Annotated in this window: 13 protein-coding genes and 2 tRNA genes; 6 read left to right on the top strand and 9 right to left on the bottom strand. The window is 37.5% G+C overall.

Annotation, left to right across the window (positions count from 1 at the left end; translation table 11 throughout):
- Positions 1-239 precede the first annotated feature (239 nt).
- From clpB to trxA, 6 genes are all read right to left on the bottom strand, one after another.
- Positions 240-2,834, bottom strand: a complete 2,595-nt coding sequence (gene clpB, locus P9M13_10960) for an ATP-dependent chaperone ClpB (protein ID MDP8263803.1) — start codon at positions 2,832-2,834, stop codon at positions 240-242.
- A gap of 244 nt (positions 2,835-3,078) precedes the next feature.
- A complete protein-coding gene (locus P9M13_10955; protein ID MDP8263802.1) occupies positions 3,079-4,428 on the bottom strand; it encodes a sigma-54 dependent transcriptional regulator in 1,350 nt (449 codons plus the stop codon).
- A gap of 23 nt (positions 4,429-4,451) precedes the next feature.
- Complete coding sequence (locus P9M13_10950) at positions 4,452-5,621, bottom strand: ATP-binding protein (protein MDP8263801.1); 1,170 nt, start codon at positions 5,619-5,621, stop codon at positions 4,452-4,454.
- A gap of 108 nt (positions 5,622-5,729) precedes the next feature.
- On the bottom strand, positions 5,730-7,268 hold the full coding sequence (gene gpmI, locus P9M13_10945; GenBank protein MDP8263800.1) for a 2,3-bisphosphoglycerate-independent phosphoglycerate mutase: 1,539 nt from the start codon (positions 7,266-7,268) through the stop codon (positions 5,730-5,732).
- Positions 7,268-8,197 (bottom strand): thioredoxin-disulfide reductase, encoded by a 930-nt coding sequence (gene trxB / locus P9M13_10940; protein MDP8263799.1) that lies wholly within the window; start codon positions 8,195-8,197, stop codon positions 7,268-7,270. The genes gpmI and trxB overlap by 1 nt, the downstream gene beginning before the upstream one ends.
- Positions 8,198-8,221: 24 nt before the next feature.
- Positions 8,222-8,545 (bottom strand): thioredoxin, encoded by a 324-nt coding sequence (gene trxA / locus P9M13_10935; protein MDP8263798.1) that lies wholly within the window; start codon positions 8,543-8,545, stop codon positions 8,222-8,224.
- 230 nt (positions 8,546-8,775) lie between these two features.
- Here trxA and P9M13_10930 point away from each other — a divergent pair.
- A tRNA-Ala gene (locus tag P9M13_10930) sits at positions 8,776-8,848 on the top strand.
- 276 nt (positions 8,849-9,124) lie between these two features.
- On the opposite strand, the gene P9M13_10925 is transcribed toward P9M13_10930, so the two are convergent.
- Positions 9,125-10,435, bottom strand: coding sequence for a nucleoside transporter C-terminal domain-containing protein (locus P9M13_10925; GenBank protein ID MDP8263797.1), 1,311 nt, complete (start codon positions 10,433-10,435; stop codon positions 9,125-9,127).
- Positions 10,436-10,456: 21 nt separating this feature from the next.
- Positions 10,457-10,960 carry a cupin domain-containing protein gene (locus P9M13_10920; protein ID MDP8263796.1) on the bottom strand — a complete coding sequence of 168 codons (504 nt, stop codon included), beginning with the start codon at positions 10,958-10,960 and terminating at the stop codon, positions 10,457-10,459.
- 181 nt (positions 10,961-11,141) lie between these two features.
- Here P9M13_10920 and P9M13_10915 point away from each other — a divergent pair, with 181 nt between their 5' ends.
- The 5 genes from P9M13_10915 to P9M13_10895 all read left to right on the top strand — a co-directional run bounded on the left by P9M13_10915 (position 11,142) and on the right by P9M13_10895 (position 14,642).
- Entirely contained in the window at positions 11,142-12,497 is a 1,356-nt protein-coding gene (locus tag P9M13_10915) for an NfeD family protein (GenBank protein MDP8263795.1), read from the top strand.
- A gap of 8 nt (positions 12,498-12,505) precedes the next feature.
- Entirely contained in the window at positions 12,506-12,970 is a 465-nt protein-coding gene (locus P9M13_10910; protein MDP8263794.1) for an NfeD family protein, read from the top strand.
- 17 nt (positions 12,971-12,987) lie between these two features.
- Positions 12,988-13,992 (top strand): flotillin-like protein FloA, encoded by a 1,005-nt coding sequence (gene floA, locus P9M13_10905; GenBank protein ID MDP8263793.1) that lies wholly within the window; start codon positions 12,988-12,990, stop codon positions 13,990-13,992.
- A gap of 36 nt (positions 13,993-14,028) precedes the next feature.
- On the top strand, positions 14,029-14,472 hold the full coding sequence (locus tag P9M13_10900) for a hypothetical protein (GenBank protein MDP8263792.1): 444 nt from the start codon (positions 14,029-14,031) through the stop codon (positions 14,470-14,472).
- Positions 14,473-14,558: 86 nt separating this feature from the next.
- Positions 14,559-14,642, top strand: a tRNA-Leu gene (locus tag P9M13_10895).
- 93 nt (positions 14,643-14,735) lie between these two features.
- Here the strand turns inward: P9M13_10895 and P9M13_10890 are convergent.
- The gene (locus P9M13_10890) at positions 14,736-19,202 is read right to left on the bottom strand and encodes a PEP/pyruvate-binding domain-containing protein (protein MDP8263791.1); all 4,467 of its coding nucleotides are present in this window, start codon (positions 19,200-19,202) and stop codon (positions 14,736-14,738) included.
- Between the last annotated feature and the right edge of the window lie 240 nt (positions 19,203-19,442).

Genomic DNA, 19,442 nt, shown 5'->3' with positions numbered 1-19,442 from the left:
ATATCGAGGCCTTTTGTGTGCCCAAAGTGTGCCCACGCAACACCAAAACAACGGGAAACATCGGGGAACAACCAGACAGTCCTAAATAGTTGTTGTATAACAAGTAATGATGTAATATACTATGTATTAAGGAGATAGGAAAATGATCTGTATAGACTCCCTTTATCTCCTTCTGTTCGTACCCGTTTCGTTTTCCTGCGTATTTGCCGCGTGTTTAATCGGTTATTATAGAGGCTATTTTACCCCTTCTTTATCTGAATCTCATCAGATTTTGGAGATATATTTACCGAGACGGTATCCCCTTTAATATAATGGCCGTCAAGTATCCCCATCGCTAATGGATCAACGATAGATCTTTGAATGAGTCTTTTGAGTGGTCGAGCGCCATAATGTGGATCATAGCCATGTAGAGCGAGATAATTCTCCGCATTTTCATCAATTTTGAGAGAAATATTCTGCTCTTTCAATCGATCACTAAAAATACGTAGCTCTTTTTCAACAATTTTCCTTATGGTTTTCCTGCTTAATTTATGAAATATGATCATTTCATCTATACGATTCAAGAATTCCGGACGAAAATGTAACTTCATAGATTCCATCACCTTTTCATGCATCGATTCATATTCCTTTTCACTATATTCTATTATGTACTCACTCCCTATATTTGAGGTCATGATCAGTACAGAATTTCTAAAATCAACTGTTCTGCCTTGTCCATCTGTAAGTCTTCCTTCATCGAGAATTTGAAGCATCACATTAAAGACGTCTTGATGCGCTTTTTCTATTTCATCGAAAAGAATCACCGCATAAGGCCTCCTGCGCACCTTTTCTGTCAGTTGCCCGCCCTCATCATACCCTACATATCCTGGAGGCGCCCCAATGAGGCGTGATACGGAATGTCTTTCCATGTATTCTGACATATCAATTCGTACAAGCGCATTTTCATCGTCAAACAAAAATTCTGCTAAAGATTTAGCAAGTTCGGTTTTACCAACACCTGTTGGCCCAAGAAAAATAAATGAGCCCAGAGGTCGTTTGACATCTTGCAGCCCTGCACGTGAACGACGTATTGTATTAGAAATAATGTTTACCGCTTCATCCTGTCCGATAACACGCTTTTCAATACGTTCTTCCATATGTACAAGCTTTTCTCTTTCGCTTTCAAGCAAATTTGATACGGGAATCCCTGTCCAACTCGAAATAATCTCTGCTATATCATCTGCATCAACTTCTTCCTTTAGCATTTTTGTATCTTTTTGCAGTCTTTTTAATTTCTTTTCAGTATCAGACAATTTATTTTGTAGCTCAACGATTGTTCCATACCGTAATTCTGCAACACGCGCAAGGTCACCTTCACGCTCTGCTTTTACTTCATCAGCTTTACCTTTTTCAATATCTTCTTTAATATTTCTAATATCGCCAATAACCGTTTTCTCGTTTTCCCAATGCGCACGCATTGATTTTTCTTTATCCTTTAAATCAGCAATCATTTTTGTTACAGATTTGACTCTTTCTTTACTCGCATCATCTTTTTCTTTTTTGAGTGCTTCACGTTCAATCTCAAGCTGCATTATTCGCCTGCATACTTCATCAAGTTCAACGGGCATACTATCAATCTCAATTCTCAATCGTGATGCTGCTTCATCTATCAGATCTATTGCCTTATCAGGCAAAAAACGCTCCGTTATATAACGCGACGAAAGTGTCGCCGCAGAAACAATTGCAGAATCAGTAATTTTCACTCCGTGGTGCACTTCATATTTTTCTTTCAGGCCGCGCAAAATTGCTATCGTATCCTCAAGTGTCGGCTCACCAATAAACACTTGCTGAAACCGTCTTTCCAGAGCCGCATCTTTTTCAATATACTTGCGATATTCATCAAGTGTCGTTGCTCCGATGCATCGCAACTCACCACGAGCAAGCTGCGGCTTTAAAATATTCGCTGCGTCAACGGCACCTTCCGCCGCCCCCGCGCCTACTATGGTATGCAGTTCATCAATAAAAAGTATGACAGTCCCTGCAGCTTTTTCAATTTCTTTTAATACTGCTTTTAATCTATCTTCAAATTCACCTCTAAATTTAGCGCCAGCGAGAAGAGATCCCATATCAAGGGCTATAAGCCTTTTGTTTTTCAAACTGTCAGGTACATCTCCTGAGATGATTCTTTGCGCAATACCTTCAACAATCGCTGTTTTTCCTACTCCGGGATCACCAATTAAAACAGGATTATTTTTTGTTCTTCGAGATAAGACCTGTATTACACGTCTGATTTCACGATCTCTTCCTATAACTGGATCAAGCTTTTCCTTACGAGCCAGATCGGTAAGATCACGACCATATTTCGTTAATGCTTGATATTTATCCTCAGGATTTTGATCTGTCACACGTTGAGCTCCACGTATTTTCTCAAGTACTTTCAATAATGAATCATGTGTTACTCCAAGACTTTTTAAAATTTCTCCTGACGGAACACTATTTAATTCAGTTAAAGCCAACAAAACATGCTCAACACTGATATATTCATCCTTTAATGTCTCTGCTTCCTTTTCTGCTTTTTGAAAAAGAGTAGCTGTTTTTTTGGAAAAATATATCTGTCCGGTGTTTACCCCATATACTTTTGGTATACGCTCAATTTCAGCTTCTGCCTTACCTATAATCACCTGTGGATTAATACCGAAAGCGTCAAAGATCGGTCTTGCAATACCATCAGACTGTTCTATAAGAGATAAAAGAATATGTTCCGGCTCAATATTTTGATTGTTATATTTTTGAGCACAATTTTGTGCCGCTACAATTGCCTCTTGTAATTTAATTGTACATTTATCTAATTGCATATTAATCACCACCTTTCCATATAAGCTATATGCTGTAAGCTTTAAGCTATAAGCGGTAAAATTACAGCTATCTTTCTTAAAGCATATGTCATTTATCTTATAACTTACAGCTTAAAGCTTATAGTTGTACTTTTTTAGTAAGATTACCATGAAAAAGAGTGCCATAATAACTCATACTGTTCGATTGACACAATCTCTTAAAATGATACATGAAAAATATAGATATGATATGAGTTCGCAAATTCTATTTTAAATCGAACTCATTGATTTTTCGGTGAAGGGTTCTACGACTTAAACCTAAAAGTCCAGCAGCTTTAGTCTTGTTCCCCTGTGATTGAACAAGCGCTTTTTTGATAAGCTCTTTTTCTGCTTCATTAAGATTTATTGGAACGCTTGATTGCGTAACTGATACCTGCTCCATCGCATTTACAACATTAATCGGAATATCTTTAACTTCAAGGACATTACTTCTGGATAAAACAACCATTGTCTCAATACAATTCTGTATTTCTCTAACATTTCCCGGCCAAGAATATTTCACAAAAAGTTTCATTACTTCTGAACTAACACCTTCAATCACTTTTTTATTCTCAAGACTGCTTTGTTTTATGAAATGGTCAACTAAAAGAGGGATATCATCTTTTCTTTTCCTGAGTGGCGGAATATTGATATGAACAACATTTAATCGATAGAACAGATCTTCACGAAACTTTCCCTCTTTAACCTGCGTAAACAAATCTTTATTTGTTGCAGCAATGATTCTTACATTAACCTTTATTGTTTTTGTTCCACCGACTCGGTCGATCTCTTTTTCCTGTATAACACGCAATAGCTTTACCTGTGTAGAAGGACGCATTTCACTTACTTCATCAAGAAACAACGTTCCTCCGTCAGCGAGTTCAAACCGTCCCATCTTACGATCAATAGCACCCGTGAAAGATCCTTTTTCATGTCCGAAAAGCTCACTTTCAAGTATCCCTTCTGCAAGAGCCGCACAATGTACCGCGATAAAAGGTTTTTTATGTATATCGCTAGCCATATGAATGGCTTTTGCAATAAGTTCTTTTCCTGTCCCGCTTTCACCCGTAATTAATACCGTTGCTTTTGAATTTGCGACCTGATTAACTAATTCAAAGACCTGTGCCATTTCCTTTGAACTACCAATAATATCATGTAATCCATATTTCTTGTCCAGCATTTCTTTTAATTGTATGTTCTCTACAGATAACTGTTTTGAAGATAATGCTCTTTTCACCAAAAGCTCTACTCTATCGATGTTAAGCGGCTTGGTAAGATAATCATATGCGCCTGATTTCATTGCATCAACAGCGGTTTCCACCGATCCATATGCGGTAATCATAATACACTGAGTAGACGGAGATATGTTTTTTGTTTCTTCTAACAGCTCAAGTCCACTTTTCCCCGGCATGAAAAGATCAGTTATCATTACATCTATATCGTTTTCCTCTAGAATCTTTAATGCATTATCAGCTTTATCAGCAAGAAAAAGTTCATACTCATTTCCTTCCAGTGCTGTACGCAGTCCAATACGTGTATTTAATTCATCGTCAACGATCAATATCTTTGGCTTCACTATGAGATACTCTCCTTATACCGCTATTCTTTTTCAGGTAACATTTTAGGCGTAATTGTTCTAAGTGGTAATAATACCGTAATTACGGTACCAAAATCAATCTGACTTTTTACCTCTATATCCCCGCCATGTTCTTTAATAATTCTGTGTGTCATCATTAGTCCTAATCCGAGACCGTCACTTCTCGTGGTAAAATGCGGGTCAAAAATACGTGATATATATTCTGGAGATATACCGCAACCCCTATCTTCAACCGTAATTCTAATAGTTTCTCTCTCAAAATAGGTAGATATTCTTAATATGCCGCCAGAACGCATTGCTTGCACGGCATTCTTTATAATATTTACAAATGCCTGTTTCAACTGACCTTTATCCGATATCGTTTTGGGTATCTTTTTGGACAAATTCTGCTCTACAACTATATTCAATTGAAACATCTCAGGTGAAAGCAACGTAACTGTTGAAGAGATAATTTCATTAATATCGTTTTCTTTATAATTCGGCTTTAATGGTCGGATAGCATGAATATAATTACGAACAATAGTATCGAGCCGGAGTATTTCATCTGAAACAACCTTAACTAAATCTACTATCTTCTTTTTACTTTCTATTCTTAATTTTCTTACTTCACGCTGGATAAGCTGTACATGGATATCCAATGAATTCAATGGATTCCCCACTTCATGAGCAAGTCCAGCCGCTAGTACTGACAAAGCGCCCAATTTCTCAGACTGTAGCATCCTTCCTTCTAGCCTTCTCTTGTCAGTTAAATCCCGTATTATGATTGCGCTTCCCGATACGCCTTCACTCTCATCCATAAGAGGGATAATGCTTATCCCCAATATAAGCTTACGAGGAAACGATATTTCAAGATCTCTATTAATAGTTTGTGAACTCAATACATCTTGAGGGATAATAAATTCCTTTAAAACATCATCAACGATAAAGTTATCGATGACCTTACCAACAGTAGCATCTTTTTCATTTACCCCAACAAACTCTCTTGCTGTCGGATTAATGAATTGTATACACCTCTCTTTATCCAGGACTATAATGCCGTCATTAAGACTGTTTAAAATGTTACCAAGAAAGGTATTCTCCCGCGAAAGATCACGCATCGCAGTTAAAAGCTCGTTTCTATCGATTTTGTCGAAACGTTCTATAAATTTATCGAGAAATGTTTGTTTTTTCATATCCGCAAAAGTTGGATTACTAATAAAGTTAAACTAATATTATATCGTCTTTTACAATTTTTTTCTATTACTAATTTATGGCTATATCATAGGAAAGAGTGGTAACAATTAAGAAATCAAATTTTTACCCGTCATGTCTTCCGGAATAGAAATATCGAGTAGTGTAAGCATGGTCGGAGCCACATCAGCCAAACTTCCTTGTTGCAGTTTGACACTTTTCATATCATCGTCAACGAGAATAAAATGCACCGGACTTGTAGTGTGTGCAGTAAATGGTTCCCCGGTAACTTGATCGACCATCATATCAGAATTACCATGATCAGCTGTAACAATAGCTCTTCCGCCCTTTGCTTTAACAGCTTCAATTACCCTTCCAACACATTCATCAACAACTTCAAGCGCTTTTGTTACTGCATCCATTTTCCCGGTATGGCCAACCATATCTGGATTTGCATAGTTTACAATGATAACGTCATACGTATGTGATTCAATCCTCTTTAAAAGCTCTTCAGTAACTATATATGCGCTCATCTGAGGCTCTAAATCGTAGGTCGCAATTTTAGGAGATGGAATAAGACACCTATCTTCTCCCTGAAATGGTTCTTCTATACCGCCATTAAAAAAGAATGTGACATGTGCATATTTTTCCGTTTCAGCGATACGAAGCTGTTTTAAACCGGCAGCACTTATCACTTCGCTAAAAATATTGTTCAAAAAAAGTGTTGGAAACGCTACAGGCACATTAAACGCTGCATCATATTCTGTTAAACATACATAATAAGGAAAAAGATTTTCTTTCCTCTGGAATTCATTAAAATCTCTATCGATGAAAGTTCTTGTAATTTCGCGTGCTCTATCAGACCTAAAATTAAAGAATATGACTGAGTCATCGGAGTTGATGGAAGCAATAGGGGCCCCTTCGGTATTGGTCAGAATAATTGGTTCTACAAATTCGTCAGTGACATCTTTTTCGTACGAGGCGGCAATAGCTTCCGTTGCGCTATTACTCTTCGCTCCCGCACTAAATACAAGCGCTCTGTAAGCTCTTTCAACACGTTCCCAACGGTTATCTCTATCCATAGCATAATAACGCCCGGTAATCGTTGCAATTTTTCCAACAGTATACTCCGCCATCTTCTTTTCAAGCTCGGCTATATATTTTATCCCGGCGGTCGGTGACGTATCTCTTCCGTCGAGAAAAGCATGTACGTACACATTTTTTACTCCGATTTTGTTAGCTAATCTGAGCAACCCATACACATGCTCCAAGTGACTGTGAACACCACCATCAGAAATTAGGCCTGCAAGATGCACCGAAGAATTGTTCTTTTTTGCATGCCCAAAAGCACTTATGAGAACTTCATTGTCAAAAAAATCACCGTCATGGATAGATTTGGTAACACGGGTAAAATCCTGATATACTCTTCTTCCGGCACCGATATTTAAATGGCCAACTTCAGAGTTGCCCATCTGTCCATCAGGCAAGCCTACGGGGCCACCCGATGCATCTAATGTTGTGGAAGGATATTGTGAAAGTAATGTGTCTAGAACAGGTGTATCGGCACTTTGAGTAGCATTTCCTTCAGAAGCTTCGCGAACACCCCAGCCATCACGTATAATCAATACCAGCGGTTTCTTAATTTTCATTATAACTCAATCAATCTATTTGCTGCTTTTAGGAGTGCCGTGACTCCATCCCCAACAGCTGAAGCAACCTGCCTCGCTGAATCTGCTCGTACATCACCGACACCAAACACACCTTTATATTTTGTTTCCATAAATATATCGGTTACAATATGTCCATCTTTATCGAAAATGTCATACGATTTCAGAAAATCTGTTACAGGAATAGTACCCACATAAATAAAAACACCATTAATATCAAGTGAATTTGTTTGGCCTGATCTGACATTTTTTACAATTGCATTCGAAACAAGCTTATCTCCAACAATTTCTTCAACAACTGAATCCCAAACCATTTCGATTTTTTCGTTTTTAAATACTCTTTGCTGTGAGGTCTTTGCCGCCCTCAATTCATCCCTTCTATGAATAATATATACTTTACTTGCAAAACGAGTTAAATAAAGGGCCTCTTCAACAGCAGAATCTCCGCCTCCTACTACAGCAAGAACTTTATTTCTAAAGAAAGCACCGTCACAGGTAGCACAATACGATACACCTTTACCTCTCAGGGCATCTTCTCCGGGAACACCTAGTTTACGAGGAATAGAACCAGTCGCAACAATAACGGTTTTTGAACAGTACTCAGCTTTATTTGTTTTTATAATGTTGGCGCCTTCATTAAACACAATTTCTTTCACTTCTTCACGTCTAATTTCAAGACCTTGTTTCACTGCCTGATTTTCCATCGCTTTCATCAGGTCTGGACCCGCAACCATCTCTTCAAAGCCAGGATAATTCTCGACTTCATTGGTAAGCAGAAGCTGCCCTCCCGGAACATCTTTTTCGAGAAGAAGTGTTTTATACCTTCCACGGGCACCATATATTCCGGCAGAAAGGCCGCCTGGGCCACCGCCGACTATAACGACATCATATTTATCATTACTTGTAGTCATGATTTTCCTTCAATTTATTACTTATTACAGCTGAGCATCAATCTTTTCTATAAGGCTTTCTTTCGCTACAAGACCTATGCTTTCATCAACTCTTTCACCATTTTTAAAGATAATCAAAGTTGGAACACTGAGAATGCCAAATTTACCGGCAACATCACTGCACTTATCAACATCAACATGCACAACTTTAATTTTGTCTGCCATTTCATCTGAGATTTCTTCAAGAGTCGGCAAAAGTTTTTTACATGGACCGCACCACTCGGCTGAAAAGTCAACTAACACTACTCCTTCATTTTTCATCACTTCTTGTTCAAAAATTTCATTGGTTGCTTCAATCATTTTACTCATGTACCCCTCCTTTTTATCTACATCACTGTTATTTATTAACCGGAAATATTATTATACCTGCAAATAATTTGATTTCAATATTTATTTCCGATCATTTTTTAGCCATTCTTTTTATTTTGACGCACGATCATAATATGTTATATTTACACTATTCAAAAATCGTAACTTGTAGTTTGTATCTTTTTTTGTTTTGCTTAAAGCTTACAACTTACAGCTTTATAGCTGATATTGGGGGTGTAGCTCAGTTGGGAGAGCAACAGACTGGCAGTCTGTGGGTCAGGGGTTCAAGTCCCCTCACCTCCATTTTCTTAAATCCTCTTAACAAACAAGCCCTCTCTACGTTTTATGTATCTGATACCCCTGACCGGGGGGGATTATAAGGGGGGCGTTAGCACTCCTTATGCTTTAGGGGGTAACAGGGAGCAAAGCGACCGTCATAGGGGGTGGAACCCCCTTTGAAGAGGCGAGATTACGAGCCGACGGGGATGGGGTTCAAGTCCCCTCACCTCCATTTTTTCGTATCTCGTGAATCGTATCTCGTTTCTTAAAGCTTACAACTTACAGCTTATAGCAGTTTTTTTACTTTCCTAAAAGAATTGACCCCTGTGTGAAAAATGTACCTGCTATACATGCGGTCATTAGACATGCCAAGGTTGCAGCGACAAGCGCGCGAAAACCGACTTGTGACAACTCTTTTGTTTTACTGGGAGCGATTGCCGCAACACCGCCTATAAATATCGCCATTGAGGCAACATGCGCAAAACCGCACAATGCATAGGTGCATATTACCGCCGAACGAGGACTTTGCAATAAGTTCCCTTTTATTGCCATGGCCAGATCCTGATAGGCAGTAACTTCTGTCAGGATTGATCGCTCTCCGATTATCTTGGATATTATACCCGCATCATGTGCAGGAACACCTAATATAATGGTAAAAGGATAAAACACCATCCCTAATATATTCTTTAAACTTAACTTTATTGCTGTCCCAAAAACAGCATTTACTTGTGTCCCCACAAAACCAAGGATCAAATCAAGCATGGCAACTAATCCCAAAATAGCTAAAAGTAATGCAACAATACCAACGATAAGCTTTACTCCCGCTCCTGCACCATTAATAATTGCTTCAAAAACATTACTCTCCTTCTCATAATGCGGAGCAACAGTCATACCAAGAGTCACAGGTGTGCCCGTTTCAGGTAATAGAACCTTAGACATAATGAGTGCTGCAGGAGCAGATAGGAGCGATGCGGATATGAGATGTCCCGCAATAGACGGAAAATAATCATGTAAACTAAACACATACACTGCCATAACATTTGATGAAACCGTTGTCATTCCTGCAGTTAATAATGTGCACAGCTCAGATTTTGTCATTTCATTAAGATATGGGCGCACAGTAAGCGCTGACTCAATACCAACAAAAATATTACTTGCAACACATAACGACTCAGCACCTGATACTTTCATAAGCTTCGTAAAAATATATGAGAAACCTCTTATTATCCGCGGCATAATGTTAAAGAAGTACAATATTGACATCAACGCTGAAAAAAAGATAATTGTTGGGAATGCCTGAAAGGCAAGAAAAAATCCAAGGGATGTTTCTCCGGTTTCAGCTGTTGTTCCAGGAGGTAAAGCCAAACGGCCAAAAAGAAACCGTGAACCAGCCGAAGCGGAATTAAGTAATTTTATTACCATCTCATTTAAAAAGAAAAACATCTTTGTTCCGGCTGGGACCATAAAGATAAATACCGCAAAACAAAGCTGAATAATTATCCCCCAAAATACAACACGCCAATTCATATTTTTTTTGTGTGCTGACAAAAGCCATGCGAAACCAATAAGCACAAATATCCCGCTAAAACTTATGATATTATAGACATCCATTCGATTTCTCCGTTATTCGTACTAAGGCGTAAGACGTTTAATATTTTCTTCATATGCAGGACATAGCTTAATGAGAGTATCTCTGTCACCATCTTCATAATCAATAAATTCAAAACTAGGGGCAACTGTTGTTCCTAACAACGCATACTTTCCGCCTTCACAAAGGCGTGCACCTTGCCACATATTACGCGCTACAACAACTTGAGGTTTTTCATTATTCATTAAGTCCTTACCAATAATCACAATTTCTCCGACCCCATCAGGTTTTATCTGCAACATCTCTACCGGATCACCCATATAGAAATGAAAGACTTCATCCGATTGCAATCTATGCATCTTAGAAAATGATTCTTTTGTTATGAGATAATATATCGCAGTTGAAAATGTTCTTTTTCCTGAATATCTCTGGGGCAGATCTCCCTCTCCAATACATTCACTTGATCGATATATTTCAGCGAAATACCCACCTTCTGTACGGTGAGGTTTCAGACTAAGCTTTGTAATAATTCCATCTATTGATAGCATAATAAACCCTCATAATGGTTAAAAACTATTTATATACTATAACAATTAGGCCCTGTAGAAAAGATTAAATATTAAGGATGTAACCTAAAGGTACTAACGAAACTTACTAATCTTTCAGCTTGTAATTTTCGAGTCTCACTATTTACTTTATTAAAGAACCAAGATATACTGGATTAAACTTATGAAAAAGTATTCTTTATTTATACTATCCTTTTTAATGATTCTAGCTCTTTGTCAGACATCTCAGTCTGACGATACTAAAACACTCTATGAAATTCCAATAAAAGGAACGATTGATCTCGGTCTTGCGGGCTTTGTTGATAGATCAATACATGAAGCAAAAAAAGCCAACTGTGAAACAATTATCTTAAAAATTGATACTTTAGGCGGTCGGGTTGATGCGGCTATTAAAATACGTGATTCAATCATTGATTCGCAGTTAAAGACTATCGCCTTTATCAATAAGAGAGCAATATCTGCCGGTGCACTTATTGCACTAGCCACCAAAACAATAATAATTGCGCCTGGTGGAACTATTGGTGCTGCAAAACCAATTAAGATGGGATTTAGCCAGTCTCCAGGTACTGTTGATGAAAAAGTAGTGTCTTTTTTACGTACAGAATTTAAATCAACCGCGGAAATGAATGGACACCCACCTCGTATCGCAGAAGCATTTGTTGATCAAGATATTGTAATAGAAGGTCTTTCAGATAAAGGTAAATTACTAACGCTTACTGCCAACGAATCTGTTACTTGGAAACTTGCACGTTTTAAAAGTTCTTCGGTTTCTGACATTCTTAAACGTTTAGAGATGAAAAACTATACACACATAACGATGAAAGCAAACTGGGCGGAAAATCTTGTACGCATGCTCACTCACCCCATTCTGAGTTCGATACTTCTTACTCTTGGAATAATGGGAATCATTGTTGAAATCAAATCCCCTGGTTTTGGTATTCCTGGGATTTTTGGGATCGCATGTATTCTCTGTTTCTTTTTTGCGCACTACCTTGTAGGAATGGCAAACTGGATCGATATTATTTTGTTTGCTATCGGGCTTACCCTCATCATACTTGAAATATTCATTATACCTGGCTTTGGCATTGCTGGTATAGGAGGATTCACTCTCATTATAACAGGCATTTTTCTCGCACTGATAAAACGACCAATACCAAATCTACCTATTCCTCATGATCATATATGGCAGGCAGTTACTATCATCGGGTCATCACTTTTTTTCGGGATATTTCTCTCGATTATTATCTTTAGGTACATTTTACCCAAAACAGTATTCGGGCATGGAATCATTTTAACCAACAGCGAAAATTCTATTTCTGGTTACCGTTCGTCTGAACCGCCGCTTCCACTGAGCTGTGGAGACATCGGTAAAGCTCACACTACATTACGACCGACGGGCAAAGGTCTATTTAATGATAAGAACTATGAAGTTATAACTGACGGCGATCATGTCGATAAAGGATCACCTATAAAGATTATTGAAATAAGTGGTAACAAAATAATTGTAAAAAAGGTATAATTATACACATGAATATTATTCTTATTTTACTAATTGTTGGTTTGATATTTTTGTGCGCTGAGATTTTTTTACCAGGTATGATATGTGGAATCATCGGAACAATATGTATAATAGTCTCTATCATAATGTGTTACATGTCACTTGGAACAGAAGTAGGAACATATTATCTCGGAGGAACGATCGTTATTACGAGTCTTGCAATATTTATTGCGAGCAAATTGTTCCCAAAAACTAAACTGGGCCGTTCGCTTACCTTGCAAACATCAGAATCTAATTATTCCCCGCGACAAAAAGATTTATCCCCTCTCTTACATCAAGAGGGATTAGCCATTAGTTTTTTAAGGCCATCAGGAATAGCTGAAATTCAAGGTGAACGTATTGATGTTGTAAGTGACGCTGAATATATTGAACGCGGATCAAAAATCATGGTTATTTCGATTAAAAATAACAAGGTTATTGTAAAGAAAATCTAACACAAGGAGGATTTTACATGCAAGTATTCATGGGACTTATTCTTGCCGTATCAATCATTTTTATATTTGTTTTCTTTTATTTTATCAAACTCTGGATTAGGGCACTCGCATCCGGTGCTCATGTAAGCATCCCAAATCTTATCGGAATGAAATTGAGAAACATACCCCCTACTATCATTATTGATGGATCAATCATGGCTACAAAAGCAGGTATAGAGATAACAACAAATGATCTTGAAGCACATTTTCTTGCTGGAGGAAGTGTTACAAATGTAGTACGTGCATTAATTTCAGCCGATAAAGCAAATATTAAACTTGCTTTTAAACAAGCAGCGGCAATTGATCTTGCTGGACGAGACGTTTTGTCTGCCGTACATATGAGCGTGAACCCCAAAGTAATTGACTGCCCTGACCCTACAAAAGGCAGGGATACAATAGACGGCATTGCTAAAAATGGTATTCAGGTGAGAGCAAAAGCACGGGTAACAGTACGCACAAATATTGACCGGCTTGTTGGCGGGGCAACCGAAGAAACTATCATTGCCCGTGTTGGGGAAGGGATCGTTACTACTATCGGATCTGCAGTCACTCACAAAGAGGTTCTAGAGAACCCTGATAAAATCTCTAAAATGGTGCTTGAAAAAGGACTCGATTCCGGAACAGCATTTGAAATCCTTTCAATAGATATTGCTGATGTTGATATTGGAGCTAACATAGGAGCTAAATTACAAACAGATCAAGCTGAAGCGGATAAACGTGTCGCACAAGCAATCGCTGAAACACGTAGAGCTGCGGCAGTTGCGACAGAGCAGGAGATGAAAGCTCGCGTTCAGGAGATGCGTGCAAAAGTTATTGAAGCTGAAGCTGAAATCCCTAAATCAATCGCGCACGCATTCCATGAAGGGAATCTTGGCATAATGGACTATTACAATTTAAAAAACGTTATGGCAGACACATCAATGAGAGAAACAATAGCAAACAAAGATAAAGAAAAAGATAAGGGCAAACCTCATCAAAATTAATACGTAGATAATAACTTTATTTTTTTATAGGTATATATGTCTTTTGAACCACTAATCTATTTATTTATATTATTTGCAATATTTAGCTTTGTCACTTCAATTATAAGAACAATAAAAAACCTTAAATCTCAGGGTAAACTTAACGTTCGATCCACCGCTACACCTAAACCCATTGAAGTAGATGATATTAATACCGAAAGGATTCAAAAAGAACGTAATGAGTTACGATTTGGTTTTCCGACTCCCCGACCACAACCAGAATGGATTGATTCCTCACAGATTACCGAAACATATCAAAAAAAAGATATTCACGAGAAACCTACACCCGCACTATCACACATAGATTCTATTTCCCCGGAAGCTGAATCTACTCTTGACACTATCCTAAAGGGCGAGGATCCTATTACCCAAGGCATTATTATGTCTCAGATACTATCCCCTCCTCAATCACTCAAAAACTTTAGAAGAAAATATAATTAATTATTATTACACAGGTATTAGAGTACAATTATCTTGCAATAGACCATACATTTTGATAATTTCATATACTCATTACGTAGATATATGCCAGAGTGGTGAAATTGGTAGACGCAGAGGACTCAAAATCCTCCGTTCGCAAGGACGTGTCGGTTCGATTCCGACCTCTGGCATTTTTAAACAGCATCACAGCTCAAGCAACATATATGCTATGTTGATATTTCATGTGTCTTTAACTACCCTTTTGAGAATAAACTTGCGAAATATCATGATCGATCATCAAACTTTTCTCTACGCATATCATGATCATCTATTTCTAATTGCAACGAACGGGGATAGACCTTTGCATAAAATTCCGATTGCTTGATTTCATTAATAATACTCGTAATTGCGGCAGGCACTTTTTCTAAAAATATGTCATCCTTTTCAATAACTTCTGTTACTCCATAATCATCATAAAAAGAAGAAGGTATTTGAATTCCCTTACGAGCAATAAGAATTACTTGAGAACGTAATTTAGCTCTCTTTAACCAATAAAGAAAATCGATTACCGGTTTACCTGAACCTGGATCATCAGCTTTCCATCCACTAACGTCAAGGACTATAATAAAAGGGTCTATGCGTTTCACAGCCCTCTTTACCGAAGTACTGCTAATATTCTCTTCTATCCTTTTATCAACGGGCACACACATGTGTATATTCTTTTCCTCGATAACATCAAGAATATTCCAGCACTCTTCTGGGTTATCACTTAAAATCAGTATTGATAACTCAGGATGCTCTATAGAACTACCCTCTATCAGTATCTTTTCATCTCCCTGAAAAAGCCAGTTTTTAGAACCTGGTTCTAATGACGACAGAAACCGCGCCTTTTGATTGTGTCCCATAACATTGATCATAGCGATAATAACGTCCCTCATCTCTACTTCTTGTACCTTGTTCTCTTTTATTACAATTCTATCAAAGTTTTCATAGTAATGATTTATTTCATTTACAATCATTGCAAGCTTTTCTGCCCGAATGTCCTTTAATATTTTTTTACTCTTTTCTACACCCATATTAGCAATAGATCGTGTAATCATATAAGCATTAAGCTTAAATATCTTTTTAATTTCTTCGTTATTTAGATCAACAACCATCAACGTAAATAGTTTTGCTAGCATACGAGGAGAAAACTCTTTCAGCCAGCCACAATAATCTTTATGACCACCCATGGGATACCATAACAAGCGCGATAAGATCTTTGGCCCAATATTTTTATAGCGAAATATATACTTCAATATTGGTACGCGATAGCGAAATTCACTTTCCTCCATCGTAAGGAATGGATAACGAAATACTTCCTCGATCACAGCAAACTCTTCCGTTGAATGCATTTTATCTAAGTAGGGCAACATTTCTTTCCCTATATTATCCACCATTTCACCGTATTTTTTAATAAGAATATCGTCACGTACCGGATAATAATCAAAACCGACAATATCACGAGATTGCACTATGACAAATTGATCAATACCATCTTTATTAGTATAGACAGCCTCAATATCCTGTGGTTTTTCAAATATCAGTTCATCTTCAACAGCTATTCTCCCGATCCTACTGACAAACTCACTGAGAGAAGAACCGACAAGCTTTTCTAACCGATCTTTATTTAATGTATCGTCGTGAACAGTCTTAAGCCCTCCTTTTTTATCCGGTACCGCTTTTATTGTTCGATCCCCAAGCTTTATTGAAACACACGCATCCTTTTTTTTGTCATATATGAATTGTGCGGGATGCCCAACGTACTGACTCCCATCACCAACAAGTGATTCACCCATACCGGCAACCATCTCAATAACCACTTGATTAGTCTTTTTCCCTTTTTTCCCCCGCACATTTGCGGTATATATAACAAACGACAAATCCGCAGGAACCATCTTTTGAATTATTACAGCAGGATATACCTCAAAATGATTAATGCCAAAAACTTTTCTCCACATAAACGATTCCCGTTTCCATAATGACGCCCATACCTTTTTTATATGCACAATTATTTCGTCAAGAGTCTTAATATTTAGGTACGATTCATACAATCCTGCACCGCTCATATTCGGTAAATCCTCAGCATTTGTGGACGAACGGACAGCAACCGGTTGTTTATCCTTAAACACCCCTTCTTTCAACCCTTTGGTTATTTCCTCACGTAATTGCTCCGGCAAAGGTGTGTCTATTATTTTTTGGCGTATTTTCTGAAGTTTCCGCATCATTTCATCTTCGTTTTTTGTTTCAATCCCTACTACAGTATCCTCTATATATTTTTTGAGCTCAGGATTTTCCTTAAGAAATCTGTGATAAGCTGAAAATAGGACAGCATCTGCATCAGGAACACTCACTTTTGGCAGATCCAGTTTTCTTTTTAAGACTGCCAGTTTGTACGCCTTATTACCTACTTCTTCAAAAGAATCTATTTGCTCAAGGCCATTAACATAGTTAACGAGTGAACTAACATAAACGCACGGTATTTCAATTTTTCTTTCAGTATCGCTTGGCGGGACATTCATCGCCGCTTCAATCCTTCTTTCGTCTATAAATGGTTCAATGGAAGCAGTGTCGCCAAAAACGGTAAATGTTACCCACTTACGGTCTAGTCGTTCCAATAATTTCGGGGCATGGTATATTGATGCGGCAGGAATCCCCATCTCACGTGCAAGCGTTGCTTCATGAGACTGTATAGCACCAACATTACCGGTTATTATCCCCCCAACATTCGCTATCTCTTCGTAAAGCACTGGTATGTATTGCAACACTATAATCTCCCACGGCTTTAAATCACTATATACTTTCTTAAATTCTTTATCGTTTCGTATCAATCGTATTTGACCGTCAACCATGTAATTTTTTCCTACAATAGATTCTAATGAGGCAACACCATGTATTTCGATGTATTGCGCGTAATGATAGTCAAGAAAATTACCGAGAAGGTCTAACAGCATGAAATTCTTACTGTTGCGAACTTTATCTCTTATTTCCACCTCCATATTATTTCCCGACTTAAGCCACGACTCTCTGTTTCTTAATTTACCCCAGAAATATACTGCAGTACTGTATTTTTTCTTTTTTACAGCAATAAACGATTTTCGTGCGTACATACGAATCTCACTTAACAGTTTTTTATCTATAAATTCATTTTCTATTCTATCGAATATCTCAAGCATAATTTGCGAAGCAGTATCAGTAATTTGATTTTCATCCTTGTTCTGCGTACTCATTAACTTTTTGATATCTTTCATTAAAGGTATACTGCTAAGCTCTATACATTCTTTTTTGGTCAACACTTTATCCCAGGATCTTTTTGAAACACTTGTAGTGGGAAACATGAGCTTCTTATCCCATAAAAAATTAACTTCATCGTTCATAAGTTCAATCATATATTTCATGCGAGCGTTTGGTGTCTTTACTGATGCATATTCATCATTAAATCTTTTGATAAATTTATTATCGTTTACTTCTTTAGCACAACATATTTTGTAGAGCATTACTTCACTTATTGCAACAAAGTCGTTAAAATTAAGGCGAATAGTCTCAACTGCCATCCAATAATCCGGAAGACCAAATATCTCAACAGCCAATGCTCTATCAATCATCTGCGCTAACAATACCTCGGTTGGCACATTGCCCATATTATATTGATAGAATATTCCCTTATCCTTTTTTTTATCCACGATAAATTCCGGAAGATACAATTCCAACTCACCTTGAGAATACCCATGTTTGCTTTTCTTCAGGGACAGATGTGGATAAACTAATCTTGTTGCCCCATCCTCATACACAAAACCATCATGCTCAGACGGAACACGAACCGTATATATTTTAATCTTCATTGCATCCAAACCGAACTGGGTGTATTTTTTATTCGTAATGAGACTATTACTCTTTATTAACACATCGTGTAAGAATGTTTTCCAGCCGTCTTTTTCTGAAAGGTATTTAGGTATCGGTAAATTGAGTAGTTTAAATATTTCCTTTTTCCAATAATACGGTTCTTTTGAAGACAATACGTCATATGCCTTTTGTAAAGTTTGTGAAGTGACGAGCTTTCGGCTAGGGTTATTAACTGTTTGCTCAATGATTCCCTCCTTGAGAGCCTGTGCAATGAGCCTATCTCTTGATGTTAATAACACCACTTTTATATTGTTTACCCCGAAATCATCCACAGGAATGACGCGATCTAAATCAATATCGGCTGTTCCAGTTTCAACCAATGCTTCACTTTCTTTATCAGGAATCAAGTAAAATACAAGCGCACTTTTATTACCTAAATAAACAAATACAATCGGCACATAGTGTTTTTTTCCGGCTTCATCTATGACAGGAAGTAATAATTCTTCTAACTGTATCTTACCTACCATAGATTTATTCGAATCAAATTTTTCGAGATATTGATTCAGTTCAAGAACAACATCTTTTATTTGAGAACTATGGACACCTGCAGTATTATTTAATTTTTTAATAATCATAATGATATTAAACACATCATCATCACTGAGAGAAATCTTGTCACGATCTTCTATAGTCTCCTTCAGCCCTTTAAAAAATGAATCCTTAGCGAGGTATCCTTTCGTTTTTAACGCATTTTTCACGAATGGGTGGAGTCGTACAGGAACAGGTTTTTTAGGTGATAAGGAATTTAACGACACACCTGTTAATGTAAACGCAAGGACACTTACAAGAAGTATTAGACAATATTTCATAATACTTTGTATTATATACTATAATCCGGCTATTGTCAAGACCTTACAGGAAGATTTCGAACGTAATTCAGGGACACCATACTAAATTATCTATTATTTTTAATCTTAGGTCCTCAAATAATTTAGTATGGTGTCCCGTGCGCCAAGAAAGCTAATGTAAGCAAGCTGGAAAACCAGCCCGACTAAAGCCTAACCAGCAGGTCGGTACAGAACTCAGCGCATAGTAAGGCAACGAATTAT

Source organism: Candidatus Ancaeobacter aquaticus (genome assembly GCA_030765405.1).
Taxonomy (GTDB): domain Bacteria; phylum Auribacterota; class Ancaeobacteria; order Ancaeobacterales; family Ancaeobacteraceae; genus Ancaeobacter; species Ancaeobacter aquaticus.
Note: the sequence above shows the minus strand (reverse complement) of the source record. Positions and strands in the feature narration are given on the sequence as shown.